This is a genomic window from Novosphingobium sp. (assembly GCF_024642085.1).
Classification (GTDB): domain Bacteria; phylum Pseudomonadota; class Alphaproteobacteria; order Sphingomonadales; family Sphingomonadaceae; genus Novosphingobium.
In genome coordinates this window covers 24,527-50,577 of sequence record NZ_JAHEBV010000009.1, presented here as the reverse complement: position 1 = coordinate 50,577, position 26,051 = coordinate 24,527, and the positions used below count along the sequence as shown (strand labels likewise).

Below are 26,051 nucleotides of genomic sequence, written 5' to 3'. Positions count from 1 at the left end.
CAAAAGATTCGATGAAAGGCTGAACATGGATATCCGCGCCGCAGAAATCTCGAAGGTCATCAAGGACCAGATCGCCAGCTTTGGCACCCAGGCCCAGGTCTCGGAAGTCGGCTCGGTGCTGTCGGTCGGTGACGGTATCGCCCGTATCCACGGTCTGGATCAGGTCCAGGCCGGCGAAATGGTCGAGTTCGCCAACGGCGTTCAGGGCATGGCGCTCAACCTCGAGGCCGATAACGTTGGCGTGGTGATCTTCGGCTCGGATGCCGAAATCAAGGAAGGCGATACCGTCAAGCGCACCGGCACCATCGTCGATGTGCCCGTGGGCAAGGGCCTGCTCGGCCGCGTGGTCGATGCGCTGGGTAATCCGATCGACGGCAAGGGCCCGATCGAGGCCACCAGCCGCCAGCGCGTTGAAGTCAAGGCGCCGGGCATCATCCCGCGGCAGTCGGTCAACGAACCGGTACAGACCGGACTCAAGGCGATTGACGCCCTGGTTCCCGTCGGCCGCGGCCAGCGCGAACTGATCATCGGTGACCGCCAGACCGGCAAAACCGCCGTGGCGATCGACACCTTCATCAACCAGAAGGAAGCCAACGCCGGGACCGACGAGAAGAAGAAGCTGTACTGCATCTACGTCGCTGTCGGGCAAAAGCGTTCCACCGTCGCGCAGATCGTCCGCCAGCTCGAAGAAAACGGCGCGATGGAATATTCGATCGTGGTTGCTGCAACCGCGTCAGAGCCTGCTCCGCTGCAGTACCTTGCGCCCTACACCGGCGCAACGATGGGCGAGTTTTTCCGCGACAACGGCATGCACGCTGTGATCGTGTATGACGATCTTTCCAAGCAGGCGGTGGCTTATCGCCAGATGTCGCTGCTGCTGCGCCGCCCTCCGGGCCGCGAAGCCTATCCGGGCGACGTGTTCTACTTGCACAGCCGGCTGCTCGAACGCGCTGCCAAGATGAATGACAGCCAGGGCGGCGGATCGCTGACCGCGCTGCCGATCATCGAAACGCAGGCCGGTGACGTTTCGGCCTATATTCCCACCAATGTGATTTCGATCACCGACGGGCAGATCTTCCTTGAAACGGGCCTGTTTTATCAAGGCGTGCGTCCGGCGATCAACGTCGGTCTGTCGGTCAGCCGCGTCGGCGGTGCCGCCCAGACCAAGGCGATGAAGAAGGTTTCGGGCTCGATCAAGCTGGAGCTGGCGCAGTACCGCGAAATGGCGGCCTTCGCCCAGTTCGGTTCGGACCTCGACGCCTCGACGCAAAAGCTGCTTAACCGCGGTTCGCGCCTGACGGAGCTGCTCAAGCAGGCACAGTTCAGCCCGCTGTCGTTCGAAGAACAGACCGTGTCGATCTTTGCCGGAACCAACGGCTACCTGGATTCGATCCCGGTTAATAAGGTCACGCAGTACGAAGCCGAAATGCTCAGCTTCATGCGCGACAGCCACGCCGATACGTTAAAGCTGATCCGCGACAGTCGGGACTTTGGCGATGACGCCAAGAAGCAGACCGCCGCCGCGCTCGAAGCTTTCGGCAAACAGTTCGCGTAATTTAACCGTCATCCCGGCGTAAGCCGGGACGATGAAATAGGAAGCCTCGATGGCCTCGCTAAAGGAACTCAAAGGGCGGATCAACTCGGTCAAATCGACCCAGAAGATCACCAAGGCCAAGCAGATGGTCGCCGCCGCCAAGCTGCGTAAAGCGCAGGCCGCGGCTGAAGCTGCGCGCCCCTATGCCGCGCGGCTGGCCACGGTGATGGGCTCGATCGCAAGCAAGATTACGGTCAGCGAAAGCAGCCCGAAGCTGCTCGCCGGTACTGGCAACGATCAGATCCACCTGCTGGTCGTCGCCAACAGCGACAAGGGATTGGCCGGCGCGTTCAACTCGAACATCGTCAAGGCCGCGCTGGTCGCCGCTCGCCGCCTCAGGGCCGAGGGCAAGACGGTGCTGTTCTACCTGGTCGGGCGCAAAGGCCGCGCGGTGATCCGCCGCGAATACCCCAAGGACATCCTCGCAATGTTCGACACCACCGAAGTGCGCGAACCGGGTTACACCGAGGCCGAAAAGATCGCAGCCGAACTGGTCACGCTGTACGAGGCGGGCAAGTTCGATGTTGCCCACCTGTTCTATTCCAAGTTTCGTTCTGCGCTGGTTCAGGAACCAACCGAGCAGCAGATTATCCCCGTCCCCGCCCCAAAGGTTGCCGAAACAGCCGCTGGCAGCGCCGCCGTGGAATACGAACCGGACGAGGAGGAAATCCTTGCCGCGTTGCTGCCGCGCTATCTCAAGACCCAGCTGTTCGGGGCGTTGCTTGAAAACATGGCCTCGGAACAGGGCGCGTCGATGACCGCGATGGACAACGCCACGCGCAACGCCGGCGACCTGATCGGCAAGCTGACGATCCAGTATAACCGCAGCCGCCAGGCCGCGATCACCACCGAACTTATTGAAATTATCGCCGGCGCGGAAGCGCTCTAAGGCATAGCAGGCAAGGAAACTGACCATGGCAACCGCCGCTCCCAAGACTCGCAAGAAAGCCCCCGCAACCGCCGCCAACACGGCTGGCGGCAAGATCAGTCAGGTGATCGGCGCGGTCGTCGACGTCAGCTTCGACGGCACTCTGCCCGCCATCCTCAACGCGCTGGAAACGGACAACAACGGCAACCGCCTGGTACTCGAAGTTGCCCAACACCTGGGCGAAAACACCGTGCGCACCATCGCCATGGATTCAACCGACGGGCTGACCCGCGGCCAGCCGGTGAACGATACCGGCGCGCAGATCCGCGTGCCGGTCGGTCCGATGACGCTGGGACGCATCCTGAACGTCATCGGCGAGCCGATCGACGAACGCGGCCCGGTTGGCGCGGAAATGACCGCCCCGATCCACGCCAAGGCCCCCGAATTCGTCGACCAGTCGACCGAAGCCGCCATTCTCGTCACCGGGATCAAGGTGATCGACCTGCTGGCGCCCTATGCGCGCGGCGGCAAGATCGGCCTGTTCGGCGGCGCCGGCGTGGGCAAGACCGTGCTAATCCAGGAACTGATCAACAACATCGCCAAGGGTCACGGCGGGGTTTCGGTGTTCGCCGGCGTGGGTGAACGGACCCGCGAAGGCAACGATCTCTACCACGAATTCCTCGACGCCGGGGTCATTGCCAAGGATGCCGATGGCAACCCGACACCCGACGGGTCGAAAGTGGCACTGGTATTCGGCCAGATGAACGAGCCTCCGGGTGCGCGCGCCCGTGTCGCTCTTTCGGGCCTTACCATGGCCGAATACTTCCGCGACGAAGAAGGCCAGGACGTGCTGTTCTTCGTCGACAACATCTTCCGCTTTACCCAGGCCGGTTCGGAAGTGTCGGCGCTGCTCGGCCGTATTCCCTCGGCGGTGGGCTATCAGCCAACGCTGGCGACCGACATGGGCGCGCTGCAGGAACGCATCACATCGACCACCAAGGGTTCGATCACATCGGTTCAGGCGATCTATGTTCCTGCGGACGATCTTACCGATCCCGCGCCCGCCGCATCGTTCGCCCACTTGGACGCTACCACCACGCTTAACCGCGCGATTTCGGAGCTGGGCATTTATCCGGCGGTCGATCCGCTGGATTCGACCAGCCGCGTGCTGACCCCGGCGGTTGTCGGACAGGAACATTATGACGTGGCCCGCCGCGTTCAGGAAACCCTGCAGAAATACAAGTCGCTGCAGGATATTATCGCCATTCTCGGCATGGATGAATTGAGCGAAGAAGATAAGCTCACCGTCGCCCGTGCGCGCAAGATCCAGCGCTTCCTGAGCCAGCCCTTCCACGTCGCCGAAGTCTTCACCAACATTCCGGGCAAGTTCGTCCAGGTCGAAGATACCGTGAAAAGCTTCAAGGCTGTGGTCGACGGCGATTACGACCATCTGCCCGAAAGCGCTTTCTACATGGTCGGCGGGATCGACGAAGCGGTCGCCAAAGCCAAGAAGATGGCGGACGAGGCCTAAGCGCCATGGCACTCCACTTCGAACTCGTCACGCCTGCGCGCCTCGTTCGGTCCGACGACGTTTACATGGTCGTCGTCCCCGGCACTGAGGGTGAGTTCGGCGTACTGGAAGGCCACGCGCCGTTCATGTCGACGGTGCGTGATGGCACGCTGCGGGTCTATAAGGCCGAAGGAAGCCAGCCCGAAGAAATCCAGGTTCAGGGCGGCTTTGCCGAAGTCGGCGAAAACGGACTGACTGTTCTGGCGGAACACGTAGACTGATTTAACGATCGGCTGGGCATGAATCAGGGCGGTCCGCATGGGCCGCCCCGTTTCACGCCTATAGAAAAGCGCGATTTACGAAAATGGATGCATGAACACCATTCGTGCCTGCTCATTTGTCAGCAGCAATCCACCGAGAAAGACCATCACGCTGACCAGGATCAACGTGTAAATCGGATCAAACTTTGGGGTATTGATCGGTGATTTTGGCACGAGACGTTCTCCGGAAAAGTCTGCGGCGCGGCGTTTTTAAGCTTCGATATGAAAATCAAGGTTAACGCGGGTCTCATCAAAGAGATTGTATAAACTCGACATCATCGCCAAGCCAAGTCATTGACCAGGCCATCTACTTATAATGCCAACTCTTATACTTTATGCGTGAGAGTATCCCATCGCCGCATTGGGCGAAGCAAATGACAGATTAGAGCGTCACGGTACCTTCGACGCAGGTCACGCAGTTGCCGCCTACGAATATTGCTTCGCCTTCAATCCTGATTTCTATTTTGCCATCCCGGCCGATCTGACGGCCTTGGCTGGCAACATAACTGCTCCCCGAAGCGATCTGCCCTTGGCTGAGCCGATAGGCCGCAACCGCCGCATTGCCGCTACCACAAACCGGGTCTTCCGGAATTCCGTCCCCCGGCGCAAAGCTGCGCACCATTATCGCGTCGCCAGTGCGGACGAAAACAGTTGCGCCCGTCATGCCGCTCGCCTCATAAAATCGGGTCAAACGCGCAGAATCATGGCGTAAACCATCAAGTGCCGCAGGATCGGCCATTTCGGCGATCAGCCATTTCGGGCCGACATCAACCACGTGGGGTGTGCCTATTACGGCTACGCCTTCCCCCAGCCAAGCGGTCGCCTCGGCATCGGTGACAGGTTTCAATGCATAACGCGGCACACGAAAGGACAGGCTGCCGCCATCGAGCGTCAATTGTACCAGGCCGACCGCGCACTCCTGCACCAGCCGCCCACCGCGCGGGGTCGCCAAGCCTGCTGCGGAAACGGCATGGGCACTACCCAAAGTGGGGTGCCCTGCAAAGGGCAGTTCGTCCTTGGGAGTAAATATCCGCAGGCGATAATCGGCGTCAGGTTCCGTCGCGGGCAAAACAAAGGTTGTTTCCGAAAGGTTAGTCCAACGGGCAAAGCCCTGCATTTCCGCATCGCTCAGCCCTTCGCCATCAAGTACGACGGCAACGGGATTTCCCTTGAAGGGGACCGTTGTAAATACGTCGACCTGACGGAACGGCCGTAAGCGGACCACGTTATTAGTCGGCCGGTGGGACGACCGGGCGGTAGTTCCACCGCACCGCATCGCTGCCATCTAGTTTTGATATCTCCGCCATAAGCAGCTTTCCTTGCCGCCAATAGCGGACGCGCTGAGGATAATCGTTGGCAGGGTTGGCAAACTCGACTGTGTCGCTGCTGCGCAAGACCTGTCTGAACTCGGTTGGAACGCGCCCTTTCGGCTGGGCGAAAAAACTAATGCTGCCGTCGGCTTTCCGCTCGATCCGCGCCATTTCCCAGGACTGGACTTCCTTTCCAAACCCGCTACGCGCCACGCCCAGCATCAGCCCGCCCTTGGCATCACTCCACAGCTCGTCGCTCCAGTTCGCGCCATTTTCCATCATCCAGGTGCCCGCCAGGAAATCTGGCAAGTCAGTGTCCGCTGACGCGGTGCACGGCAGAGCAAACAGAAAAGCAACAGACAAAGCAGCAGTCAGGCAAACGCGGCGGTACAACATGGGCGAACCTTGCGTGGAAAACGATGAACCCACCGTTTAGCGTGTATCGGTCCGCTATCATAGGCCAGCCCGAAACCACGATTTACCGATAGGACCAACCGAAGCCTTAACCGGCCGCAAGTCAGGCGACGGGACGTGGGAACTTCGGTTTTGCAAGGTTTTTCCGCAAATCCGTATTTCGTCTGCGGCATTAGGGAATCTTCAAAGTTTCCAGTTTATTCACCAAAATCATAAGGCACACAGTAGCCATGCCATCGTTATGGCGGGCACCTAGAATTCGAGGGTGAAGGCAAGATGAGCGCATTCGGCCGACGCAATGGCATGAGCGGTTCGGGATCACAGGCTCGGCCGCAATTCGGCGTGGCGCGCCCGATGAAAGGTGGCCCCGAAAGTGCCAAAACCAACGCGCCTTCCGGCCTTGGCGGCGATCAGTTTCCGCCACTTCCAGGCGAGGAAATCGCCTCGGCGCCGGTGGACAATTCGAACAACAAATCCGCCGATGCGATGACCCGCCTGGCCGATCGGGTCAACGGAGTCCACGAAGGCAGCTACCAGGCCGAAGGCTTTGAAGCCTCGGTCCACAAAATCAAAGAACAGGTGCTGCCGCGCCTGCTCGAACGCGTTGACCCCGAAGCGGCTGCGACGCTGACCAAGGACGAATTGTCAGAAGAGTTTCGCCCGATTATTCTGGAAGTGCTGGCCGAACTAAAGGTTACACTCAACCGCCGCGAACAGTTCGCGCTGGAAAAGGTGCTGATCGACGAACTGCTGGGCTTTGGACCGCTGGAAGAGCTCCTCAACGATCCTGATGTGTCGGACATCATGGTCAACGGACCGGAACAGACCTACATCGAAAAGAAGGGCAAGCTCCAGCTTGCCCCGATCCGCTTCCGTGATGAAAGCCACCTGTTTCAGATCGCGCAGCGCATCGTCAACCAGGTCGGCCGCCGCGTCGACCAGACCACGCCGCTGGCCGACGCCCGCCTGAAAGACGGCAGCCGCGTCAATGTCATCGTGCCGCCGCTGTCGCTGCGGGGCACGGCGATTTCCATTCGTAAGTTTTCGGAAAAGCCGATCACAATCGACATGCTCAAGGACTTCGGTTCGATGAGCGAAAAAATGGCGACTGCGCTGAAAATTGCTGGCGCCTGCCGCATGAACATCGTCATTTCGGGCGGCACCGGATCGGGCAAGACTACCATGCTCAACGCCATGTCGAAGATGATCGATCCGGGCGAACGCGTTCTGACGATCGAAGACGCCGCCGAACTTCGCCTGCAGCAACCGCACTGGCTGCCGCTGGAAACCCGCCCGCCGAACCTTGAAGGACAAGGCGCGATCACAATCGGCGATCTTGTGAAGAACGCTCTGCGTATGCGTCCTGACCGGATCATCCTGGGCGAAATCCGCGGCGCGGAATGCTTCGATCTGCTTGCCGCCATGAACACTGGCCACGACGGGTCGATGTGTACGCTCCACGCCAACAGCCCGCGCGAATGCCTGGGCCGTATGGAAAACATGATCCTGATGGGTGACATCAAGATTCCCAAAGAGGCTATCAGCCGCCAGATCGCGGAATCGGTCGACATCATCGTCCAGGTCAAGCGCCTGCGCGATGGTTCGCGCCGCACCACAAACATTACCGAGGTGATCGGGATGGAAGGCGATGTGATCGTGACCCAGGAACTGTTCAAGTTCGAGTATCTCGACGAAACCGACGACGGCAAGATCATCGGCGAATTCCGCCCTTCCGGTCTGCGCCCCTATACGCTGGAAAAGGCGCGGCAGTTCGGCTTCGACCAAGCCTATCTTGAGGCCTGCCTCTAATCCTCAGCCAGCCATAGCCAGCCAGAACTTGAACGAAGCGCCGAGCAACAGCACGGCGGCAAAGCTCGACCAGAAGGCAATGTCGCGCCAGGGCAGCCAACCCACGGCGTCCGGGTCGCTGCGCATCATGCGGCGACGGTCAGATCGCCAGGCGGTGATCGCCAGGGCGACTGCGCCCAAGCCCGGCACCAACAAATAGCGCACCCAATCCTCGTCCATCAGCGCTTGCCAGTCCATCGCCGCCCGCTAGAGCATCAGGGTGCCTCCCGTCCAGCGCCCTGCCCTTGCCCTGATCCTGCGTCTGGCGGCAGCTTTTGTGCTGGCGACGCTGATCATGCTGGTCAAATACACCGCCGGCACCGGCGTGCGCTTTGGGGAGATCCTTTTTTGGCGAACATCGCTGACTCTGCCGATACTGGGGACATGGCTGGTTGCGCAAGGGCAGTTAAAGCGCCTGCAGACGAAGCGGATGCCGGCACACCTGCGCCGCGCCGCTCTGGGCACGGTGGGCATGACGATGACCTTTGGCGCGCCGATCTTGCTGCCATTGGCCGAATCGACCACGCTCAGCTTTACCACGCCGATCTTTGCCGTGATCCTGTCAGCGGCCCTTTTGGCAGAGCGGGTCGGGCCGTGGCGGTGGACCGCCGTGGCAGCTGGTTTCATCGGTATCCTGATCATTGCGCAGCCCGGTCATACGCATATGCCGCTGCTGGGTACGGCGGTCGGCCTTGGCGCGGCCATAATGGTTGCGCTGATTTCGATTCAAATCCGCGACCTGTCACGCACCGATGAACCGATAGCCATTGTGTTCTGGTTTTCGGCCTGGTCGACACTTGTTTTTACCGTGACCCTGCCGCTTTTCTTCACGGCACACACTATTGCGCAGTGGCTGCTGCTTCTCGCCATCGGTGTGCTTGGCTGCATCGCCCAACTGTTACTGACCGCATCGCTGCGTTTTGGCCAGGTCGCCAGCGTTATCGTGATGGACTATTCCTCCCTGATCTGGGCGACGATTTACGGGTGGCTGGTATGGGACCAGTTGCCAACGGCGGCGACATGGCTGGGCGCACCATTGATAGTCGGCGCAGGGGGCCTCATAGCCTTTCGCGAGCACCGGCTGGCCAAGGCTATCTCGCCCATTTCACCCGTCGCAAGCGAATAGCGCCCTACCGCATCCGGGAACCAAGCGGCAAGGTCAGACGTTTCATGGTACGTCTGCTAGTCTTAATGGCACCGCATGAGATTCGATTAAAACTGCCCTTGCCAACAAAGGAACACGACATGATCCGCAAGTTCATCCTGATCGCCAGCGCCGCTGGCATTGCCTTGACCGCAACCGCCTGCAACACGGTCAAGGGACTTGGCCGCGACGTGCAGTCTGTCGGACAAGCCGGCAGTGACGCGATAAACTGACCGTCAGCGTGAACCCGCGTCTCGCGCTGCAGCGCGGGCGCGGCGTTCCCGTACGAGTAGCCATGCTACCAGTCCAACTGGGCCAACCAGAAACGTCACCAGCAAGAAAGGTGTCTGGCCCAAACGCGAATAGCCCTTGTTGTCGGCGTCCGATGCGATCCACAGGCCTGTAAAGAGGTCAAACGCAAGGTAATGCGTCCAGCCGATCACGATGCCACCGTCGGTCGAAAACAGACCGCGTATGCCGGCGATCGTATAACTATCCATCCCCTGGGCTATTCCGGCCGCGCCCGCTATCATCAAGGCCATCAATACGGCATAAGTCAGGCAAAGCAGGCCAACACAGCCATACATTACGAAACTACGTGCCAGCGGCGCGCGCGGCAGAGCTACTAACACGATCCACCCCGCCACAGCGACAAGGTTGGTCAGTGAAAACAGTGCGGCCCACATGGATCAGCCCTCCAGATCGTGATGCGGAATGTATCGGGAGCGCAGCCACATGGTCAAGTTGGCTGCGATCACCATACCCAGGGCAAAGCCAAGCAAACCGTCGGTCATCACCAATGCCATAGCGGCATCCTTGCCACCCGGTGCTGCACCCGGCTGGGGCAGAATAAGACGCTTCGCCACGATCAAGCCGATAATCAAGAACAGCGCGGCTGGCGTCTGCCGGTACTGCAGCTTGTTAGTGACCGTATCCCGTTCAAAATGCAGCAGCCTGGCGCGCTGCCAACCCAGCAACGCACCGATTGCCAAGCCGCCTGCCAGTGCCAGCCAACCCAAAGCGCTGGGCGGCTGCGCTACGATCAGTAGCGCCGCGGCCATCAGTACGACCACAGGCGCGATGATCAGGAATGCCAGCCGCAACGGCCGCGGCCGGGACATGGACTTCCAACGCAGCGCCATGACCACAGCTACAATGGCCAATGGCAGCCAGGTCTGCAGCGTCTTGGGGTCCATTGCGCTCAGTTTCCTTGCCAGTTTAGCACCGGTCTGCGCGCGGCTTGCGTTTCATCAAGCCGGCGGCGCGGTGCGTAGTGCGGCGCGGTCTTCAAGGTGGCGTCGCTGGCTTTGGCCCGGGCGGCCAGGCTGCGCATCGACCCGATGAACCGGTCAAGGCCGGCTTTGCTCTCGGTCTCAGTCGGCTCAATCAGCATGGCGCCGTGGACGACCAGCGGAAAATAGACCGTCATCGGATGGAAACCCTCGTCGATAAGACCCTTGGCGATATCTAGAGTGGAGAACCCATCGGGTAGGTTGTCGTCGCTGAACAAGGCCTCATGCATACATGGCCCGCTTTGCCCAAACGGCGCGTCGAGGACGTCTTCCAGGCTGCGAAGGACGTAGTTAGCATTTAGCACTGCATCCTCTGCCACCTGCTTGAGTCCGTCCGCCCCGTGGCTGAGGATGTAGGTCAGCGCGCGGGTGAACATGCCCATTTGCCCGTGAAATGCGGCCATGCGTCCAAAGGCCTGACTGTGGCCCATTTCCGCCGCATCCTCTTCTTCGATCAGCCGAACGGTGCCGTCAGCCATTCGCGCGGTATAAGGCAGCGGACCATAGGGGCTAAGGGCCTCGGACAGCACCACCGGGCCCGAGCCGGGTCCGCCTCCACCATGAGGAGTGGAGAACGTCTTATGCAAGTTGATGTGCATCGCATCGACGCCCAGATCGCCCGGACGGACCCTGCCGACAATCGCATTGAAGTTGGCCCCGTCGCAATAGACATAACCGCCGGCCGCGTGAACCGCATCAGAAATCACTTTAAGATCAGGCTCGAACAGCCCGCAAGTATTAGGGTTGGTAATCATCACCCCCGCCACGTCCGGACCAAGCCGTGCCTTCAGCGCGGCAAGGTCAACACGGCCCTCGGCGGTCGCGGGTATGTTTTCAATGTCAAAGCCGGCAAAGGCTGCCGTGGCAGGATTGGTGCCGTGGGCGCTTTCCGGCACCAGCATGACACGGCGGTCCTCACCCCGCGCCTGCAGCGCTGCCTTGATACACAGCACGCCGCACAATTCGCCATGCGCGCCAGCCTTGGGCGTCATCGCTACGCCGTGCATGCCTGTCAGCGTTATCAGCCAGTGGGCCAGTTCGTTGATTACTGCCAGAGCACCGCGTGTTGTCTGCTGGGGTGCGAGAGGGTGAAGATCAGCAAATCCGGCCATTCGCGCGATCTTTTCGTTCAGCCGCGGGTTGTGCTTCATCGTGCACGATCCCAGCGGAAACGGCCCCAGATCTATCGCATAGTTCTGTCTGCTGAGCCGGGTGTAATGGCGCACTGTTTCCGGCTCAGTCAGGCCGGGCAAAGCCGCTTGGCTCTTGCGCCGGAACCGCTCCAAGGTGTCAGAAGGCGCGCGGCTGGCGGGATCGATATCAACCCCTGTCGATCCGGGTTTGCCCAGTTCGAATATCAAAGGTTCTTCCAGCATCAGACCCTTGTCCCCGCTGGCGGTTTCCTGGGCGTGACTTTCCTGATCGGGGTGCTGCGCCGGGCCCATTTCGGGACGCCAGCCCGCAGTGTTGAGGGCGGTCATGCCAGAACTCCTTCAAGTGCAGCGGCCAGGGCTTCGATATCCTCGGCCGTGGTGCATTCGGTGGCTGTAACGAGCAGTCCGTTGGCCAACGCCGCATCGTCGGGATAAAGCCGACCCAGCGATACACCGCCGAGCACGCTTCGGTCAGCAAGCTCGCGCACGACCTCGCGCGCATCCTTGGGCAGGATCACGGTGAACTCATTGAAATAGGCGCCGTTGAGAATAGTGACGCCCGACACCTTGGCCAGCCGCTCGGCCAGATCCTGCGCGCGGGCATGGTTGACCAGGGCCAGCTGCTCCAGCCCCTCTCCCCCCAGCAAGGTCATGTGAATGCTAAAAGCCAACGCACAAAGCCCTGCATTGGTGCAAATATTGCTGGTCGCCTTTTCGCGGCGGATATGCTGCTCGCGGGTCGACAGGGTCAGCACGAAGCCGCGTTTGCCTTCGGCATCGACGGTTTCACCGCAGAGCCGTCCAGGCATCTGCCGCATGAACTTTTCGCGGCATCCGAACAGGCCAAGGTACGGCCCGCCAAACTGAAGCCCTACGCCAATTGCCTGCCCTTCGCCCACCACGATATCAGCGCCAAGATGCCCCGGCGCTTCGAGCAAGCCAAGCGAGACAGGCTCCGTTACAACCGCGATCAGCAGAGCGCCTGCACCGTGGGCGGCTTCGGCAATTGCGGCCAGATCAGGGATACGGCCCAAAAGGTCGGGATATTGGACCACGACGCAGCTTGTCTCGGCATCGATGGCAGAAATGACCCCGGCGGTATCACAATCGGCCTCTAGCTTGGGAGCCTTGTAGTCAATCACGTCGCCGGTGAACTTGGCCATCGTGCGCGCGGTGCTGACGTAATGCGGGTGCAGTCCGCGATCGATCACCGCTTTGCGGCGCTTGGTAATGCGTCCGGCCATCGCGACGGCTTCCCAGCACGCGGTCGAACCATCGTACATCGAGGCATTGGCCACATCGACGCCGAAAAGCCTGGCAACCTGTGTCTGGAATTCGAAAAGCACTTGCAGCGTGCCTTGCGCAATTTCGGGCTGGTAGGGAGTATAGGCGGTCAGAAACTCGCCGCGCTGGATCAGATGATCGACAGACGCGGGGATATGGTGGCGATAGGCCCCCGCGCCCAGGAAAAAAGGCGCCGCTCCGGCTGACAGGTTTTTCGCTGCCAGTGCGCCCATGTGGCGTTCAACCGCCATTTCGGACGCCCGCAGCGGCAGTCCAGCAATCGGGCCAGCCAGGCGCGCCGCGGCAGGAACATCTACGAACAGATCGTCAACCGTCGCGGCGCCAATTACGCCGAGCATTTCGTTACGGTCAGCCTTAGTCAGGGGAAGATAGCGCATCTGATCCTACAGCCCCGCTATGTAGGCGTCGTAGGCCGCCTGATCCATCAGGCCTTCCAGCTCGCCTGCATCGCTCAACATTACGCGGAATAGCCAGCCGCCAGCCTCGGGATCCGTGTTGACCAGTTCGGGTTCACCTTCCAGTGCAGCGTTGGCTTCACTGACCGTGCCGCTGACAGGCGCATAGACATCACTGGCCGCTTTGACGCTGTCCACCACGCAGGGAGCATCGCCCTTTTTTACAGCCGATCCCGAAGCGGGCAGATCAACATATGTGATGTCACCAAGCTGGCCCTGGGCATAGTCCGTGATTCCGACGGTGCCGGTGCCCCCGTCAACGTCGATCCATTCATGGTCTTTGGTAAAGTAGCGGGGCATGTCTGGCTCCTCAGCGGTGATAGCGGTGGGGGACGAATGGCATCGGCACCACACCGGCAGGCAGGCGCTTTCCGCGAATGTCGATGGTAAGAATGGTGCCGGATGCTGCATGGGCCGCATCGACATAGGCCATCGCGATTGGATGGCCGAGCGTGGGGGAGAAACCGCCCGAGGTCAGAATACCAACCTTCTTGTCTTCCTTGTAAACCTCTGCCCCTTCACGGGCAGCCTGCCGCCCATCCAGCGCCAAGCCTACGCGCTTGCGCGGTGTGCCACTGGCCAGCTCGCCCATGATGCGGTGGGCACCGGGAAACCCGCCTTCAATGCGCCGCCGTTTATTGATCGCAAACAGCAGATCAGCCTCGACCGGGCTGGTATCAGGCGAAAGGTCATGGCCATACAATGGCAGTCCGGCTTCCAGCCGCAAACTGTCACGCGCGCCAAGACCGATCGGCTTAACCTCGGGCTGTTGGCAGATCAGATCCGCAATCTGCGCTGCATTCTCGGCCGGGATCGAAATCTCGAAGCCGTCCTCGCCCGTGTAGCCTGAACGGCTGATCCAGGCGTCAATTCCGGCAATCTTGAATTGGCCACCCTTCATAAAGGTCAGGCCAGATAGCGGGTACTTTCCGGTTACAACGCGTTCCAGCGCGGTAAATGACTTTGGACCCTGGAGCGCCAGCAGTGCACTATCGTCGAGATGGGAAATCGTCACTTCATCGGGCAGGCCTTCGCGAAGATGGGCAATATCATCCCATTTGGTCGCTCCGTTGACCACCAGGTAGAAACCTGTGTTCCAGCGCGTAACCATCAGATCGTCCAGAATACCGCCGTTCTCGTCCAGCAGCAGCGAATAGCGCGGGCCGTAAGGTTTGAGCGTCGCCAAATCGATCGGCAAGACCGCTTCCAGCGCTGCCTCAACGCCTTCGCCTGCAATATAGAGCTGGCCCATGTGGCTGACATCGAACAGCCCGGCGCTTTCGCGCGTCCACAGGTGTTCGGCCAGTATACCTTCGTATTGGACCGGCATCCAGTACCCGGCAAACTCCACCATCCGGCCGCCGCGTTCACGGTGCCACGCGTCAAGCGGCAGCATCATGGTATCAATCGGCTCAGCGCCATCATCGTCGGGGATTACATCGGACACGAGAGGATACCTTCCGCACAGCAGGACAAACCATCTGTGCCCCCTCTGTCACGGAAACCTGAGAGCTTTCCCGATCCGCGAACGGCCCGGTTACCCCTTCGGCGGCCCCCGGCCCCGAAGGACTAGGAACACTTTCCAGAGCATCGCTAACGATCCACGCGGTCCGTTGGCCTGAGAGATTCCGGGGCGGTTGCTCCTTCGGCGTCCGGTGAACGAATCACCAGAACTCTCCCGCGCGATCAGCGACTGGGTGGGCGATGCCGTTTCGCACTTGCGAAGTCAACGCCGCAAGCCATTTCAGTCCCCGGCCTTGCGGGCTGCACGCAGAATGGCATCGTGTTCATAAACAAACCGCCCCGCAGGCTTTTCCTTTGCAAGGCCGATAATGGCCCGCGCGACCGTGGCGGCCTTTACTGAACGATATTTGCGAAAACCCCCGTGCAAAAGCAGATCGGTCAGCGGGCTGACAATCATCGCCAACCTCTCGCCAATCCTCCGTTCACCGCGCGCGCCGCGCAGGAGCCCGGGACGGACAATATCAAGCCGGGTGATCCCGATTTTGGCCAAAGCCTGCTCCACCTCGCCTTTGACCCGCAAATAAAAGTTTTTCGCCGCCATGTCCGCCCCGATCGAGGATATGACGATCATCTGCCGCACATGCGCAGCCTTGGCGGCGCGGGCGACTGCCAGGACCAGGCCCTGATCAACCGCCCGGAACGCTGCCTGATCTCCGCCAACTTGCCTGATCGTGGTTCCTAAGGCGCAGACCAGCACATCGGCATTGGCGGCAGCAATGGCATCGTCCCAGCCTTCAGGCTGGGCCACCAGCACTTCCATTCGTGCGCCGGGCGGAAGCGGAACTTCGCGCCGGGCGATAGCGACAATACGTACATCGCTGCGATTGACGGCAGTCCGGATCAAGCTTTGTCCGATGAGGCCAGTCGCGCCGACCAAAGCGATGCGGACCGGCTTAGACATTGCTCAGCCCTTCCGGTGTCTTACCGAAGATCCGCGCATATTCGAAAATCGCAAACCGGTCGGTCATTCCCGCAATATAGTCCGCAATATGGCGGCTGGCTTGGGGCTCGTTCTGCGGAAGACAGCATTCCCAGCTTTCTGCCATCAGTTCGGGATCTTGCGAATAGGCCGCGTAGAGCCCGGCGGTTACCTGCCTCGCACGCTCAGCGGTGTGCATCTGCTGGGGGTGGTGGTAAAGTTTTTCATACATGAAACGTTTAAGCGCACGTTCTTCGTCTGCGAGAGCGCTGGAGAAGGCGGACGTTGCCCGATCGGCCCCGCGGACGTCCTGAACGCTGGTCATGCCTTGCGCACGCGCCGCAGTTTCGCCGATCACATCATTGACCATCAGCCCGATCTGGCTGCGGACCAGTTCGCGCAGCTTGCGGTCACGCGGTGCATCAGGAAATTTCGCTTCAATCGCGCGCCATTGATCAGCCACGAAGGGCAGCGTCAGCAGTTCGTCAAGGCTCAGGAACCCGGCCCGCAGTCCATCGTCGATATCGTGGTTATCATAAGCGATGTCATCGGCCAGCGCAGCAACCTGGGCCTCAAGCGAGGGCCAGGATGTAAGCGACAGCGGAAAAGCGGCGTCAAGTTCTTCCAGCGCCCAGCCCACCATGCCGACAGGGCCGTTGTGCTTGGCCAGACCTTCCAGCACTTCCCACGACAGGTTTAGGCCGTCATGTTCGATGTAAGGGCTGTCGAGCCGCATTAGCGTGCGCAGCGAATGTTCATTGTGATCAAATCCGCCGCGCGTCTGCAGGGCCGCATCAAGCGCATCTTCGCCGGCATGTCCGAACGGCGGGTGGCCAATATCATGGGCCAGGCACAGCGCCTCGGTCAGATCCTCATCCAGCCCCAGCGCGCGGGCAATGACCCGGCCAATCTGGGCCACTTCCAGGCTGTGCGTCAGCCGGACGCGGTAGTGGTCTCCGTCGGGCGCAATAAAAACCTGGGTTTTGTGGCGCAGGCGGCGAAAACTGATCGAATGGACAATCCGGTCGCGATCGCGCTGAAAGGCGCTGCGCGGTCCGCGAGCCAGCGCCGCTTCCAGAGGAAACTCGCGCCCGCGGCTAGTCGCAGGATCACTTGCATAGGGTGCAGGGCTGTTCACTCCCCGCCCATGATCCATTCGACTGCCGCTTCGGCATGAATCCGGGTGCAATCATAGATTGGCAGCACATTGGCATCGACGTCGACCACCATTTCAAGCTCTGTACAGCCCAGCGCCACCGCCTGCGCGCCGTCTTGCGCCAAGTTGGTGATGATTGTCTTAAGCTCGCGTTCGGCCTGACGGCTTGCTTTGCCCTTCAGCAGTTCGTCGTAAATAATCCGATCCAGAGTATCGACGAAGGCCATCTCGGGCGGCAGCAGTTCGATATCGCGGGCGATCAGCTTTTGACGGTAAAAGCTTTCCAGCATCACGTTTCGGGTTCCGATCACGGCGGCCTTTCGCACCCCGGCCTGCGCCATCCGGTCAGCCACGCATTCGGCGATATGTATCACCGGGACCGATACCGCGCCGGCCACTTCATCGTAAACCTTGTGCATCGAATTTGCACCGATCAGCAGCGCGGTCGCACCCGCTTTTTCCAGCCGCTTGGCTGAAGCAGCCAGGATCTTGGCCGCGCGCGCCCATTCTGCAGCAGTCGACAAGCGGGCCAATGGCGCAAAGTCCAGGCTTTCGATAAGCAGCGGCGCACTGGCCGGGAAGCCAGCACGGGCTTGCACCAGCTTGTTGATGTGATCGTAATAGGTGCGGGTCGACAGCCAGGACATGCCGCCGATCAGGCCAAATTTGCGCAAAAGAAAACTCCCGGGAAACCCCTGCTTCGCAAGCGTCAGTTACGCAAGTGCAGCAAAAAGGTCCAGCGGCGCGATTACCGCATGGCCGTTATCCACGCGCGGACTGCCGCCAGACCATCAGGATCGACGGTAGCACGTCCCAGTTCCGGCATGGCTACGCCGCCTTCCAGACTGGCCATGCGGAAAACCAGGATTGAATGATCGGGGTCACCTGGAACTACGCCAAAGGCAAGATCGCCCGCACCGCGTCCGGCTGCGACCGGCCGCTTGCCAACCCCAAGCGCGGCGGGGTCTGCTACTTCCCAGCCCAAGTACAGGCCGGAGTTGGATGCCGCGCCGCCGGGTTTGTGGCAATGCGCACAGTTGACATCAAGCCAGCCCCGCGCCGTATCCGCCACGGGCACCTTCGCACGGTCTTCCCACAGCGGTATGCGCCGCCCGGCGGCAGGCACAGCGTCGAGCCGTCCCGCCGCATGCATGTCAGCAAGCCAGGCGGTACTGAGGTTACGCGCCTTGGGCCCAATCGGCGTTAAAACCCCTGCTGTTGCGTGGCATTCCTTGCACTGGTTTTTATTGGGCACGGCATACGAAATGGCTTGCCCCAGCGGCGTGACCAGATTGATCCGCGTGCCCGCCAGCGCCAGCTGCGCCTCGGTCTGCTGAGCGTTCCAGACGTAGGGAAGCGCCGTCCAGCCCCCGGCCCGGTGCAGCAGGACCCGCGTTTCGATCAGCCTGCCCTGCATCTTAAAGGTCTTGATCAACGCCGCCCCGACCGGAAGGTCAAGCAAACCATCACCTTGCGCATTGGCCTTGGACCCTGCGGGCAGGTACACAAAGCGCAGCTTTTCGGTCCCGTCCGACCACAGCGGCGTGTTGAGGCGATATGGCGTTACGCCCCACGCGGGATGCTGCGCCGCGTTATCGGTGAAGAAGCCATATTCGCTCAACGTCTGTGGAAAGGCAGCGGCGGTGACAGCCATATCGTTTACCACGGACGTCTTGTGCAAGGCCGCCTTGGCCGTACAGGCCGCCGTCAAAGTCAGGAAAGCGGCGAGTAACAGCCTCATGGCCTGGCGCGGGCATCCAGTGCAGCGGGTGCGCCGACTGGCCCTGGCAGGGCCATGACGGGCATCGGTGCGAATGCCATGCCCTCGGGCCGCGCTGCAGTCGCCGCAGCCCCCTGCTGCGGCAGGTTGAGCGATAGTCCGGCCAGCTTTGCCTCAACGGTCAGCGCATCCTTGCCGCCCAGCCCATCCCATACCAGCGCCGGCAAAGCTCCGCCAAATGCCGCCTTCAATTGGTCTCCGCCGGGAATCTGCGGATCATCGCCGCCGCCTACGATGCGGTTGGCGCCAATCGCGATCTGGCGCGGAAAAGGATTGTAGCGCGGATCGGTGAAGGCATTGGGATAGGCCACGATCAGCATCTGGGCGGTGGGATTGTCGACCAGTGTGTTGCCTCTGATTGCCACGTGGTCATTGGCCATGACCATCACCCCTGTCCCACGCGGAACGCCAGCCACGATGTTTCCCTTGGGCGCAAAGTTGGGTGTATCGTTGCCGACCACCATATTACCTTCGATCAGCGTGTTGCCGCCGCCCATCACGGGCAGGCTCGGCAGATCGAACACCAGAATCCCGCCGGTGTTGCGCGTCACCAGATTTCCGGAAACCAGCGCATCGCGGCTGTTCTCGATCTCGATCCCGGCAACGTTGCTTTCCACATAATTGTAGCGGACCGTGATCGCCTTGGACTGGCCGACATAGATACCGGCATCCGACGCGCCCGACACCTTGCATCCGTCGATCAATACGCCGGTACTCTCGACCGGGTAGAGGCCGTAGGCGCCATTGGTTTCCTTGGGTCCCCCGGTCCAGGTCACCCGAAGGCGGTAATAGACAATGTTGTCAGCGCCCTTGCTCTTGATCCCGTCGCCTTTGGTGTTCTCGATGGCGAAATCGCGCAGGGTGACGTCGTCCGAGGTAACGAGCAGCCCCTCGCCCGCACCCTGCTGGCCCGAAAAATCGAGCACGGTCGCATCCATGCCCATACCGCGCAGTGTCACGCCCTTGGCATCAAGCGACAACCCATCGGTCAACGCAAAGCGTCCTGCGCCCAGTTGAACCACGTCGCCCGCATCGGCCAGGATCAGCGCTTCCTGCAACCGCGCCTGCGCGCCTTCTCCGGCAGGGACAGGCACCGTTTTTGCATAGAGCGGGGCAGCCAGGGCAAGCGCCGAGACCGCAGCGAATAACGTGGCGGGCATCCTCATGGACCGGAGTGTCTAGCTGACAGCGGTGCAAGTCAATGGCGCTCTATTTTTGGCACAACCGATGGCCTTGTCAGAAGCATTAAAAGGGAGAAAACTCAGCACGGATCGGAGTCGCGCAATCGGAAAGCCTGAAACGGGCTGGTGCAATTCAAGGGAATTGGCGCGATGGACAATACTTTTGATTTCATCATCGTTGGTGGCGGTTCTGCCGGGGCCGTGATTGCCGCGCGGCTATCGGAAGACCCTGCGGTCCGGGTTGCATTGATCGAAGCCGGCAGCCGCCCGCCGGAGCGTGAGTCGATGCCTGCCGCCTGCGGCAGCCTGCAGCTTGATCCCGAAACCGACTGGATGTTCACTGCCGACCCCGGCAAGGCGGGGCGCGGCCTGCGCGGACGACGGATGCCGGTGCCGCGCGGCCGGATGCTCGGCGGCTCGTCAGGCATAAACTACATGGTGTGGGTGCGCGGCCATCCCGGCGATTTCGACAATTGGGAACGCCTTGGAGCGGCCGGCTGGAGCCATGACGATGTCCTCCCCGCTTTCAAACGCATGGAAGGGCTGGTCCGCAGCAACGAGATTGCAATCGACCAGGACGCGCGCGGGTTCGACGGCCCGGTGGGGGTCGCGGTGCGTTCCCCCGTCATCCCGGCTGCGCGCGATTTCGTCCGCGCCGCCAACGCTTCCGGGTTGCCGAGCGGAGATTATAACGGCGCTGGCCGGTTCAATCCGGCAGGCGTTGCCTCGTTAGTCCAGACCAACACCCGCAAGGGCAAACGATCGAGCACCTTTCACGCCTATCTTGAAGATGCTGCCGAATTGCGTCCTAACCTGACGATCATCACCGATGCGCTGGTTACCCGCATCGTGCTCGATAACGCGCTTGCCGCAACTGGTGCGGAGTACCGTGACATTGCCGGAAAGACCCACATCGTTCTGGCGACTAGAGAAGTGATCCTCAGTGCTGGCGCCGTCGGATCACCGCACCTGCTGATGCTGTCGGGCATCGGTCCGCGCCGCGAGCTGGAGGAAGCGGGCGTCCCATGCCGGCTCGATCAGCCGCACGTGGGCAAGCACCTTAAGGACCACCTGCTGACCGGCATGATCTTTGAGGCAGAAAAGATCGGAACACCGCTTGCCGAGGTCGGTGTTTCGGTCGGGCCTGATGCACTGCGCAGCCCAGGCGGATCGTTACCTGCCGACCCGGCAGAGGACGCACATCTTTCACCTGAGCTTGCCGCGCTAAAGACCGAATCTCAGCGCCGTTTGGATGAATGGATGGAAACCGGCAGCAGTCTGGTCTCATCTTCGCTTTATGACGGTGTGGCGTTCTTTTCGACTGGGCTGGGTGATGAACACACCCACGATGCGCAGATCGGCTTCATCCCCGCGCTGTACGGCGCGGACATCATGGGTGAACGGCTGTTCTATGACCTTGACCAGTATTTCGACGATCCGGACGCGGCTTTCGATCCGGCCCTGCAACGCGTCACGTTTCTGCCCAGCAATTGCGTGCCGCGCAGCGAGGGCGAGATCATCTTGCAAACCGCCGATCCGGCCACACCGCCGATAATCCAGATGAACTATTTCGCCGACCCCCATGACCTCAAGGTCATGGTCGCGATCATCCGCAAAGTACTCGATATCGCCGCCAACTGGCCGGGCCCGCACAAGCTTGGTCCGTGGTACGTTCCGCCCAAGCTGGCGGCAATGCACGGTCATCGCCCGGGCGACGTGCCGAGCGATGCCCTGCTCGAAAACTTCGCGCTGCACTTCGCGACGACGATCTACCACCTGTCGTGCACATGCCGGATTGGCAGCGTCGTCGATCCGCATTTGCGCGTGTTCGGGGTCAGCAACCTGCGCGTAGCCGACGCCAGCGTCTTTCCCGAAATCACCAGCGGCAACACCAACGCTCCCAGCATCATGATCGGCGAACGCGCGGCAGAAATGATCGCGGCGGATCATGGTTTGCGGTTGTCGGACAATGCCTCCGCCACAATCAGAGAAACGGTCTGAACGGTCAGCGCCGTTCCGAAGCCAGACCGCTGGCGCATAAGAATGCCGAACTTGCCGTGACCGACACCGCTTCGGCATCGCCAACCCGGCGTACCGCCGCCGCATAATCAGCGAGCGAGCGCCGCTCGCCCTTCAGCTGTTTGAGCTTTTGCAACTGAACAAGTGTCAGCCGGTCAGTCAGCCGGGTGGCCATGCAATCGGCGTTAGGTTCGGACAGCCCCGCGTCGATCATGGCGCTCCTGACCTGACCATATGCCAGCTTGCTGGGCGAACACGCCGCGAGGGTGGCTGCCGTGACCAAAAACAGGGGACGCATCATGGCTGCTGTCGATGAACGTTTAAGCCTTAATGATCAATGAGCCAGTGCCTTGACGATGTCCTCGACCATCTTCTTCGCGTCGGCCAGCAACATCATGGTCTGGTCCATGTAGAAAACGTCGTTGTCGACCCCGGCATAGCCGACCCCGCCCATGGAGCGCTTGATGAACATGATGGTCTTGGCCTTTTCGACATCGAACACCGGCATCCCATAGATCGGCGATGCCTTGTCGGTTTTGGCTGCCGGGTTGACCACATCGTTCGCGCCGATGATGAAGGCGACGTCGCATTGGCCGAACTCGGAGTTGATATCCTCCAGCTCGAACACTTCATCATAGGGCACGTTGGCTTCGGCCAGCAGCACGTTCATGTGGCCAGGCATCCGGCCCGCGACGGGGTGGATCGCGTATTTGACTGATACGCCCCTGGCCTTGAGCTGATCGCCCATTTCGCGCAACACGTGCTGCGCCTGGGCGACAGCCATGCCGTAGCCTGGAATGATGATGACATTCTCTGCCTCACCCAGCAGGAACGCGGCATCTTCGGCGCTGCCGCGCTTCCACGGGCGCTGCTCTTTCGCCTCGCCCCCGGCGGCTGCCGCATCGACGCCGAAGCCGCCGGCGATCACCGACAGGAAGCTGCGGTTCATCGCCCTGCACATGATGTAGGACAAAATCGCGCCCGAGCTTCCGACCAAGGCACCAGTGATGATCATCGCAGTATTATGCAGCGTAAAGCCCATCGCCGCCGCCGCCCAGCCCGAGTAGGAATTAAGCATTGAAACGACGACGGGCATGTCTGCCCCGCCGATGGGTATAATCAGCAGGAAGCCGATCAGGAATGACAGCGCAGTGATGGCCGCGATCACCCAGAACCCCTGGTCCTGCGTGAACCAGCCGACAAGGGCTAGGATCGCCGCGACTGTACCAAGGTTGATCACATGCCGCAGTGGCAGCATGATCGGCGCTCCGCTCATCTTTCCGGCAAGCTTGAGAAAGGCGATAACCGAGCCGGAAAAGGTGATCGCGCCGATGGCAATGCCAAGGCCCAATTCGACCCTGCTTTGCGTCTCGATCACACCATCAGGACCAGCAATGCCAAACGCAATGGGATTGAGATAGGCTGCCCAGCCGACCAGCACCGCAGCCATGCCGACAAGACTGTGGAACGCCGCGACCAGCTGCGGCATGTCAGTCATCTTGATGCGCCTGGCCGTGATCCAGCCGATAGCCCCGCCTATCGCTATGGCAATGGCGATTTCAGCCAGACTGGCAAGTTGGTGCGTGACCAGCGTGGTAACAACGGCGATGGTCATGCCAATCATGCCAAAGCGGTTGCCGCGCTGGGACGTCGCCGGGCTCGATAAACCGCGCAGCGCCAGGATAAAGAAAACCCCTGCAACCAGATAGGCCAGCGCCGCAACGACATCGAAATGCACCACGGTGAAAATCACGTCGGTGTGCCCCACGCCTAGCGATCCTTCTTCTTGTACATTGCAAGCATCCGCGAGGTTACGGCAAAGCCCCCGAAGATGTTGACCGAAGCCAGCACCACCGCCAGCAAGCCCAGCCACTTTGACGAAGCGCTGCCCCCTGCCGCCGATGCAATCAGCGCGCCGACAATGATGACTGACGAGATTGCATTGGTCACCGCCATCAGGGGCGTGTGCAGCGCCGGCGTGACCGACCAGACAACGTAATAGCCCACAAAGCAGGCCATCACGAAGATCGACAGGATTGAGATGAAGTCCATGCGCCCTCCCGGATTCCCTTCGGGCTATTGCAAGCGAATCCGATGAAGTCGAGGGGTAAAGCAAAAGAAAACGGGGCCGACCTTGCGGCCCGCCCCGTCTGAACTTGTCGGCATATCCGCGTTTACATCGACGGGAGCAGCACCCCGTTGACGACATGGATCACGCCGTTGGATTGCATTACGTCCGCTTGGGTGACGTAGGCTGAGCTACCGCCCATGCCCATGATCATCACGGCACTGCCATCCATATGGAAGGTCAAGGTTTCGCCCTCGACGGTAGTAAAGGTCGCCTTACCGCCGCCAGCCTTGATCTTGGCAACAATATCGGCGGCGGTTATGCGGCCCGGCACGACATGGTAGGTCAGCACCTTGGTCAGAGCTGCCTTATTTTCAGGCATCAGCAGAGTGTTCACTGTTGCGCTTGGCACCCGGCCGAACGCTTCGTCTGTCGGCGCAAATACGGTGAACGGCCCAGCCGAGTTTAACGTATCCACAAGGCCCGCAGCCTGCACTGCCTTCACCAAAGTGGTGTGAATCGGCGATTCTACCGCGTTCTGCACGATAGTACGGTTAGGGTACATTGCGGCGCCGCCAACGTAGGCAGTTTCACTTGCCGATGCCGACGCGCTCTTGCTGCTATCAGCCATCGTATCCATGGTGGCGCAGCCTGCAAGGGTCAGCGCTGCAATCGGCAAAGCGGCGAACAAGATCTTTTTCATCGTGCTTCCTTTCAAAACTCACACTGGACGAAACCATCCAGGAGAGTGAAAGTTCAGCGATTATCCCGAAACTACCCTTTCGTTCACAATCTTGCCGCCTTTTGTAAGGCGAACGGCATTGCCAATCTCCTCATCCAGAACCGGCCGACCCGTTTCCTTATCCCAGAACGCTGAAAGAAAATTGTAGAGGTTGCGCGAAAAAAGCGCCGAAGCATCAGCCGCAAGATGAGTAGCGGTATTAGAAAAACCGATAATCTTGACGCCGTGCTTAACTATGACCTGATCGGGCTTCGAGCCTTCGACATTGCCCCCGTGCGCCACGGCCAGGTCGAATATCACGGAGCCGGGCTTCATCGTGGCGATCTGAGCATCTGTGATCAGGCGCGGCGCGGCGCGGCCGGGGATCAGCGCAGTGGTGATGACAATGTCTTGCTTGGCAATGTGACCCGAAACCAGTTCAGCCTGGGCTTTTTGGTATTCCGCACTCATTTCCGTGGCGTAGCCGCCCGCGCCCTCACCCTCGATCCCGGCGACATTCTCGACAAAGATCGGCTTGGCGCCAAGTGACTGGATTTGCTCTTTCGTGGCGGAACGCACGTCAGTTGCGGAAACCTGCGCGCCCAGCCGCCGCGCGGTAGCGATTGCCTGCAGCCCGGCGACACCGACTCCCATTACAAAGCATTTGGCAGCGGAAACGGTGCCCGCCGCAGTCATCATCATTGGAAAGGCGCGGCCATACTGGCCCGCCGCCTCGATCACCGCCTTGTATCCCGAAAGATTCGACTGGCTTGACAGGATATCCATCGATTGCGCGCGGGTGATCCGCGGCATGAACTCCATCGCCAGCGCTTCGTATCCGCCCGCAGCATAGGCATCGATCCGCGTCCGCTGGCCGAACGGATCCAGTCCCGCGACGATCCAGGCGCCGGAATTCGCGCCTTTCAGCGCGGCGATATCCGGTCCCTGGACACCCAGCACGATATCTGCGCCTTTGGCCGCGGTCTTGCTTATCTCGGCGCCGGCAGCGGCGTAATCCGCGTCGCTGATCGACGCGCCAGCGCCCGCGTCCGGCTCTACCGCGACGACGGCGCCCAGTGCGATGAACTTCTTGACCGTTTCCGGAGTAGCCGAGACCCGGCTTTCCCCGACGGCGCGCTCTTTCAGCACCGCGATACGCATGGGCAGGATGCTCAGGCGATCAGCAGTATAACGAATGCGGTGATGAGTACGGTCGCAATCGCACCCCATTTCAGCATTCCTAGAAACCCGCTGTACGTGGACGTGTGCGCCTTGATGTCATTGCCAGTAGCCATGCCTGTTCCCCAGTGGTGCGCCGCAGCGCGGCCTTGCCTGATCGTCTATCGTCCGATCCGGCACACCTCAAGGGCGAAGTCTGACAAAATCGCGCCTAATCGCCAGCCTTAATCGGCTCTTTACCTCACTCGTCTATGCCCTGCAGCGACACCAGAGGGGCTTGCGGCAAGATA

Annotated in this window: 28 protein-coding genes and 2 riboswitches; of the genes, 8 read left to right on the top strand and 20 right to left on the bottom strand. The window is 60.7% G+C overall.

Translation table 11 applies throughout. The features are described from left to right. Positions 1-25: 25 nt before the first annotated feature. Genes atpA through Q0L62_RS05750 form a run of 4 tightly spaced genes read left to right on the top strand, consistent with a single transcriptional unit; the run spans position 26 to position 4,253 of the window. A complete protein-coding gene (atpA, locus tag Q0L62_RS05765; RefSeq protein ID WP_296677691.1) occupies positions 26-1,555 on the top strand; it encodes a F0F1 ATP synthase subunit alpha in 1,530 nt (509 codons plus the stop codon). A 49-nt stretch (positions 1,556-1,604) separates the two neighbouring features. Then, entirely contained in the window at positions 1,605-2,483 is an 879-nt protein-coding gene (locus Q0L62_RS05760; protein ID WP_296677688.1) for a F0F1 ATP synthase subunit gamma, read from the top strand. 25 nt (positions 2,484-2,508) lie between these two features. Then, positions 2,509-3,993 (top strand): F0F1 ATP synthase subunit beta, encoded by a 1,485-nt coding sequence (gene atpD, locus Q0L62_RS05755; RefSeq protein WP_296677686.1) that lies wholly within the window; start codon positions 2,509-2,511, stop codon positions 3,991-3,993. A 5-nt stretch (positions 3,994-3,998) separates the two neighbouring features. Continuing rightward, entirely contained in the window at positions 3,999-4,253 is a 255-nt protein-coding gene (locus tag Q0L62_RS05750; RefSeq protein ID WP_296677685.1) for an ATP synthase F1 subunit epsilon, read from the top strand. 421 nt (positions 4,254-4,674) lie between these two features. Here Q0L62_RS05750 and Q0L62_RS05745 read toward each other — a convergent pair whose 3' ends face one another. Together Q0L62_RS05745 and Q0L62_RS05740 are read right to left on the bottom strand one after the other, a co-directional pair. Then, on the bottom strand, positions 4,675-5,517 hold the full coding sequence (locus Q0L62_RS05745; protein ID WP_296677682.1) for a PhzF family phenazine biosynthesis protein: 843 nt from the start codon (positions 5,515-5,517) through the stop codon (positions 4,675-4,677). A 4-nt stretch (positions 5,518-5,521) separates the two neighbouring features. Next, positions 5,522-5,911, bottom strand: coding sequence for a DUF6265 family protein (locus Q0L62_RS05740; RefSeq protein ID WP_296677680.1), 390 nt, complete (start codon positions 5,909-5,911; stop codon positions 5,522-5,524). Between the two features lie 381 nt (positions 5,912-6,292). On the opposite strand from Q0L62_RS05740, the gene Q0L62_RS05735 reads away from it, so the two are divergent. After that, positions 6,293-7,825, top strand: coding sequence for a CpaF family protein (locus Q0L62_RS05735; RefSeq protein ID WP_296677677.1), 1,533 nt, complete (start codon positions 6,293-6,295; stop codon positions 7,823-7,825). Between the two features lie 3 nt (positions 7,826-7,828). Here the strand turns inward: Q0L62_RS05735 and Q0L62_RS05730 are convergent, their stop codons facing one another. Next, positions 7,829-8,062, bottom strand: coding sequence for a hypothetical protein (locus tag Q0L62_RS05730; protein WP_296677675.1), 234 nt, complete (start codon positions 8,060-8,062; stop codon positions 7,829-7,831). 22 nt (positions 8,063-8,084) lie between these two features. Here Q0L62_RS05730 and Q0L62_RS05725 point away from each other — a divergent pair, with 22 nt between their 5' ends. Together Q0L62_RS05725 and Q0L62_RS05720 are read left to right on the top strand one after the other, a co-directional pair. After that, complete coding sequence (locus tag Q0L62_RS05725) at positions 8,085-8,990, top strand: DMT family transporter (RefSeq protein ID WP_296677672.1); 906 nt, start codon at positions 8,085-8,087, stop codon at positions 8,988-8,990. Positions 8,991-9,109: 119 nt separating this feature from the next. Next, the gene (locus Q0L62_RS05720) at positions 9,110-9,241 is read left to right on the top strand and encodes an entericidin A/B family lipoprotein (protein ID WP_296677669.1); all 132 of its coding nucleotides are present in this window, start codon (positions 9,110-9,112) and stop codon (positions 9,239-9,241) included. Positions 9,242-9,244: 3 nt separating this feature from the next. Here Q0L62_RS05720 and Q0L62_RS05715 read toward each other — a convergent pair whose 3' ends face one another. The 11 genes from Q0L62_RS05715 to Q0L62_RS05665 form a co-directional block, all read right to left on the bottom strand. Beyond that, positions 9,245-9,694, bottom strand: coding sequence for an ABA4-like family protein (locus Q0L62_RS05715; RefSeq protein ID WP_296677667.1), 450 nt, complete (start codon positions 9,692-9,694; stop codon positions 9,245-9,247). Positions 9,695-9,697: 3 nt separating this feature from the next. Further along, entirely contained in the window at positions 9,698-10,204 is a 507-nt protein-coding gene (locus Q0L62_RS05710; protein ID WP_296677664.1) for a CcdC protein domain-containing protein, read from the bottom strand. Positions 10,205-10,209: 5 nt separating this feature from the next. Then, positions 10,210-11,781 (bottom strand): aminomethyl-transferring glycine dehydrogenase subunit GcvPB, encoded by a 1,572-nt coding sequence (gene gcvPB / locus Q0L62_RS05705; RefSeq protein WP_296677661.1) that lies wholly within the window; start codon positions 11,779-11,781, stop codon positions 10,210-10,212. Continuing rightward, positions 11,778-13,136: an aminomethyl-transferring glycine dehydrogenase subunit GcvPA gene (gcvPA, locus tag Q0L62_RS05700; RefSeq protein ID WP_296677658.1), complete on the bottom strand. Its 1,359-nt coding sequence runs from the start codon at positions 13,134-13,136 to the stop codon at positions 11,778-11,780. Before gcvPA ends, gcvPB begins: the two co-directional genes overlap by 4 nt. Positions 13,137-13,142: 6 nt before the next feature. Then, on the bottom strand, positions 13,143-13,514 hold the full coding sequence (gene gcvH, locus Q0L62_RS05695; RefSeq protein ID WP_296677655.1) for a glycine cleavage system protein GcvH: 372 nt from the start codon (positions 13,512-13,514) through the stop codon (positions 13,143-13,145). Positions 13,515-13,524: 10 nt separating this feature from the next. Continuing rightward, positions 13,525-14,613: a glycine cleavage system aminomethyltransferase GcvT gene (gcvT, locus tag Q0L62_RS05690; protein WP_296677841.1), complete on the bottom strand. Its 1,089-nt coding sequence runs from the start codon at positions 14,611-14,613 to the stop codon at positions 13,525-13,527. Positions 14,614-14,696: 83 nt separating this feature from the next. Beyond that, positions 14,697-14,810: riboswitch (glycine riboswitch) on the bottom strand. Beyond that, positions 14,811-14,905, bottom strand: a riboswitch (glycine riboswitch). Between the two features lie 53 nt (positions 14,906-14,958). Beyond that, positions 14,959-15,639 carry an NAD(P)H-binding protein gene (locus tag Q0L62_RS05685; protein ID WP_296677653.1) on the bottom strand — a complete coding sequence of 227 codons (681 nt, stop codon included), beginning with the start codon at positions 15,637-15,639 and terminating at the stop codon, positions 14,959-14,961. Then, complete coding sequence (locus Q0L62_RS05680; protein ID WP_296677650.1) at positions 15,632-16,813, bottom strand: deoxyguanosinetriphosphate triphosphohydrolase; 1,182 nt, start codon at positions 16,811-16,813, stop codon at positions 15,632-15,634. The genes Q0L62_RS05685 and Q0L62_RS05680 overlap by 8 nt, the downstream gene beginning before the upstream one ends. Further along, positions 16,792-17,487: an amino acid racemase gene (locus Q0L62_RS05675; protein ID WP_296677647.1), complete on the bottom strand. Its 696-nt coding sequence runs from the start codon at positions 17,485-17,487 to the stop codon at positions 16,792-16,794. The genes Q0L62_RS05680 and Q0L62_RS05675 overlap by 22 nt, the downstream gene beginning before the upstream one ends. 74 nt (positions 17,488-17,561) lie before the next feature. Then, positions 17,562-18,554: an SO2930 family diheme c-type cytochrome gene (locus Q0L62_RS05670; protein ID WP_296677645.1), complete on the bottom strand. Its 993-nt coding sequence runs from the start codon at positions 18,552-18,554 to the stop codon at positions 17,562-17,564. Further along, positions 18,551-19,759, bottom strand: coding sequence for a parallel beta-helix domain-containing protein (locus tag Q0L62_RS05665; RefSeq protein ID WP_367183257.1), 1,209 nt, complete (start codon positions 19,757-19,759; stop codon positions 18,551-18,553). The genes Q0L62_RS05670 and Q0L62_RS05665 overlap by 4 nt, the downstream gene beginning before the upstream one ends. 165 nt (positions 19,760-19,924) lie before the next feature. Here Q0L62_RS05665 and Q0L62_RS05660 point away from each other — a divergent pair, with 165 nt between their 5' ends. Further along, positions 19,925-21,775: a GMC family oxidoreductase gene (locus Q0L62_RS05660; protein WP_296677642.1), complete on the top strand. Its 1,851-nt coding sequence runs from the start codon at positions 19,925-19,927 to the stop codon at positions 21,773-21,775. 4 nt (positions 21,776-21,779) lie between these two features. Here Q0L62_RS05660 and Q0L62_RS05655 read toward each other — a convergent pair whose 3' ends face one another. From Q0L62_RS05655 to Q0L62_RS05630, 6 genes are all read right to left on the bottom strand, one after another. Beyond that, positions 21,780-22,094, bottom strand: a complete 315-nt coding sequence (locus tag Q0L62_RS05655; RefSeq protein WP_296677640.1) for a hypothetical protein — start codon at positions 22,092-22,094, stop codon at positions 21,780-21,782. Positions 22,095-22,127: 33 nt separating this feature from the next. Further along, positions 22,128-23,561, bottom strand: coding sequence for an NAD(P)(+) transhydrogenase (Re/Si-specific) subunit beta (locus Q0L62_RS05650; protein WP_296677637.1), 1,434 nt, complete (start codon positions 23,559-23,561; stop codon positions 22,128-22,130). Between the two features lie 2 nt (positions 23,562-23,563). Then, positions 23,564-23,845 (bottom strand): proton-translocating transhydrogenase family protein, encoded by a 282-nt coding sequence (locus tag Q0L62_RS05645; protein WP_296677634.1) that lies wholly within the window; start codon positions 23,843-23,845, stop codon positions 23,564-23,566. A gap of 122 nt (positions 23,846-23,967) precedes the next feature. Next, on the bottom strand, positions 23,968-24,501 hold the full coding sequence (locus tag Q0L62_RS05640) for a fasciclin domain-containing protein (RefSeq protein WP_296677836.1): 534 nt from the start codon (positions 24,499-24,501) through the stop codon (positions 23,968-23,970). Between the two features lie 123 nt (positions 24,502-24,624). After that, positions 24,625-25,743, bottom strand: coding sequence for an NAD(P) transhydrogenase subunit alpha (locus Q0L62_RS05635; RefSeq protein ID WP_296677632.1), 1,119 nt, complete (start codon positions 25,741-25,743; stop codon positions 24,625-24,627). 11 nt (positions 25,744-25,754) lie between these two features. Next, the gene (locus Q0L62_RS05630) at positions 25,755-25,877 is read right to left on the bottom strand and encodes an aa3-type cytochrome c oxidase subunit IV (protein WP_296677628.1); all 123 of its coding nucleotides are present in this window, start codon (positions 25,875-25,877) and stop codon (positions 25,755-25,757) included. Between the last annotated feature and the right edge of the window lie 174 nt (positions 25,878-26,051).

Coding starts and splice junctions, on each gene's coding strand:
- Q0L62_RS05630 (WP_296677628.1), bottom strand. CDS start 25,877: ATGGCTACTGGCAATGACATCAAGGCGCACACGTCCACGTACAGCGGG.
- gcvPB (WP_296677661.1), bottom strand. CDS start 11,781: ATGACCGCCCTCAACACTGCGGGCTGGCGTCCCGAAATGGGCCCGGCG.
- gcvPA (WP_296677658.1), bottom strand. CDS start 13,136: ATGCGCTATCTTCCCCTGACTAAGGCTGACCGTAACGAAATGCTCGGC.
- Q0L62_RS05735 (WP_296677677.1), top strand. CDS start 6,293: ATGAGCGCATTCGGCCGACGCAATGGCATGAGCGGTTCGGGATCACAG.
- Q0L62_RS05635 (WP_296677632.1), bottom strand. CDS start 25,743: ATGCGTATCGCGGTGCTGAAAGAGCGCGCCGTCGGGGAAAGCCGGGTC.
- Q0L62_RS05655 (WP_296677640.1), bottom strand. CDS start 22,094: ATGATGCGTCCCCTGTTTTTGGTCACGGCAGCCACCCTCGCGGCGTGT.
- atpD (WP_296677686.1), top strand. CDS start 2,509: ATGGCAACCGCCGCTCCCAAGACTCGCAAGAAAGCCCCCGCAACCGCC.
- Q0L62_RS05665 (WP_367183257.1), bottom strand. CDS start 19,759: ATGAGGATGCCCGCCACGTTATTCGCTGCGGTCTCGGCGCTTGCCCTG.
- Q0L62_RS05750 (WP_296677685.1), top strand. CDS start 3,999: ATGGCACTCCACTTCGAACTCGTCACGCCTGCGCGCCTCGTTCGGTCC.
- Q0L62_RS05640 (WP_296677836.1), bottom strand. CDS start 24,501: ATGGATACGATGGCTGATAGCAGCAAGAGCGCGTCGGCATCGGCAAGT.
- gcvT (WP_296677841.1), bottom strand. CDS start 14,613: ATGATGCTGCCGCTTGACGCGTGGCACCGTGAACGCGGCGGCCGGATG.
- Q0L62_RS05680 (WP_296677650.1), bottom strand. CDS start 16,813: ATGGATCATGGGCGGGGAGTGAACAGCCCTGCACCCTATGCAAGTGAT.
- atpA (WP_296677691.1), top strand. CDS start 26: ATGGATATCCGCGCCGCAGAAATCTCGAAGGTCATCAAGGACCAGATC.
- Q0L62_RS05685 (WP_296677653.1), bottom strand. CDS start 15,639: ATGTCTAAGCCGGTCCGCATCGCTTTGGTCGGCGCGACTGGCCTCATC.
- Q0L62_RS05760 (WP_296677688.1), top strand. CDS start 1,605: ATGGCCTCGCTAAAGGAACTCAAAGGGCGGATCAACTCGGTCAAATCG.
- Q0L62_RS05710 (WP_296677664.1), bottom strand. CDS start 10,204: ATGGACCCCAAGACGCTGCAGACCTGGCTGCCATTGGCCATTGTAGCT.
- Q0L62_RS05670 (WP_296677645.1), bottom strand. CDS start 18,554: ATGAGGCTGTTACTCGCCGCTTTCCTGACTTTGACGGCGGCCTGTACG.
- Q0L62_RS05720 (WP_296677669.1), top strand. CDS start 9,110: ATGATCCGCAAGTTCATCCTGATCGCCAGCGCCGCTGGCATTGCCTTG.
- gcvH (WP_296677655.1), bottom strand. CDS start 13,514: ATGCCCCGCTACTTTACCAAAGACCATGAATGGATCGACGTTGACGGG.
- Q0L62_RS05730 (WP_296677675.1), bottom strand. CDS start 8,062: ATGGACTGGCAAGCGCTGATGGACGAGGATTGGGTGCGCTATTTGTTG.
- Q0L62_RS05660 (WP_296677642.1), top strand. CDS start 19,925: ATGGACAATACTTTTGATTTCATCATCGTTGGTGGCGGTTCTGCCGGG.
- Q0L62_RS05645 (WP_296677634.1), bottom strand. CDS start 23,845: ATGGACTTCATCTCAATCCTGTCGATCTTCGTGATGGCCTGCTTTGTG.
- Q0L62_RS05715 (WP_296677667.1), bottom strand. CDS start 9,694: ATGTGGGCCGCACTGTTTTCACTGACCAACCTTGTCGCTGTGGCGGGG.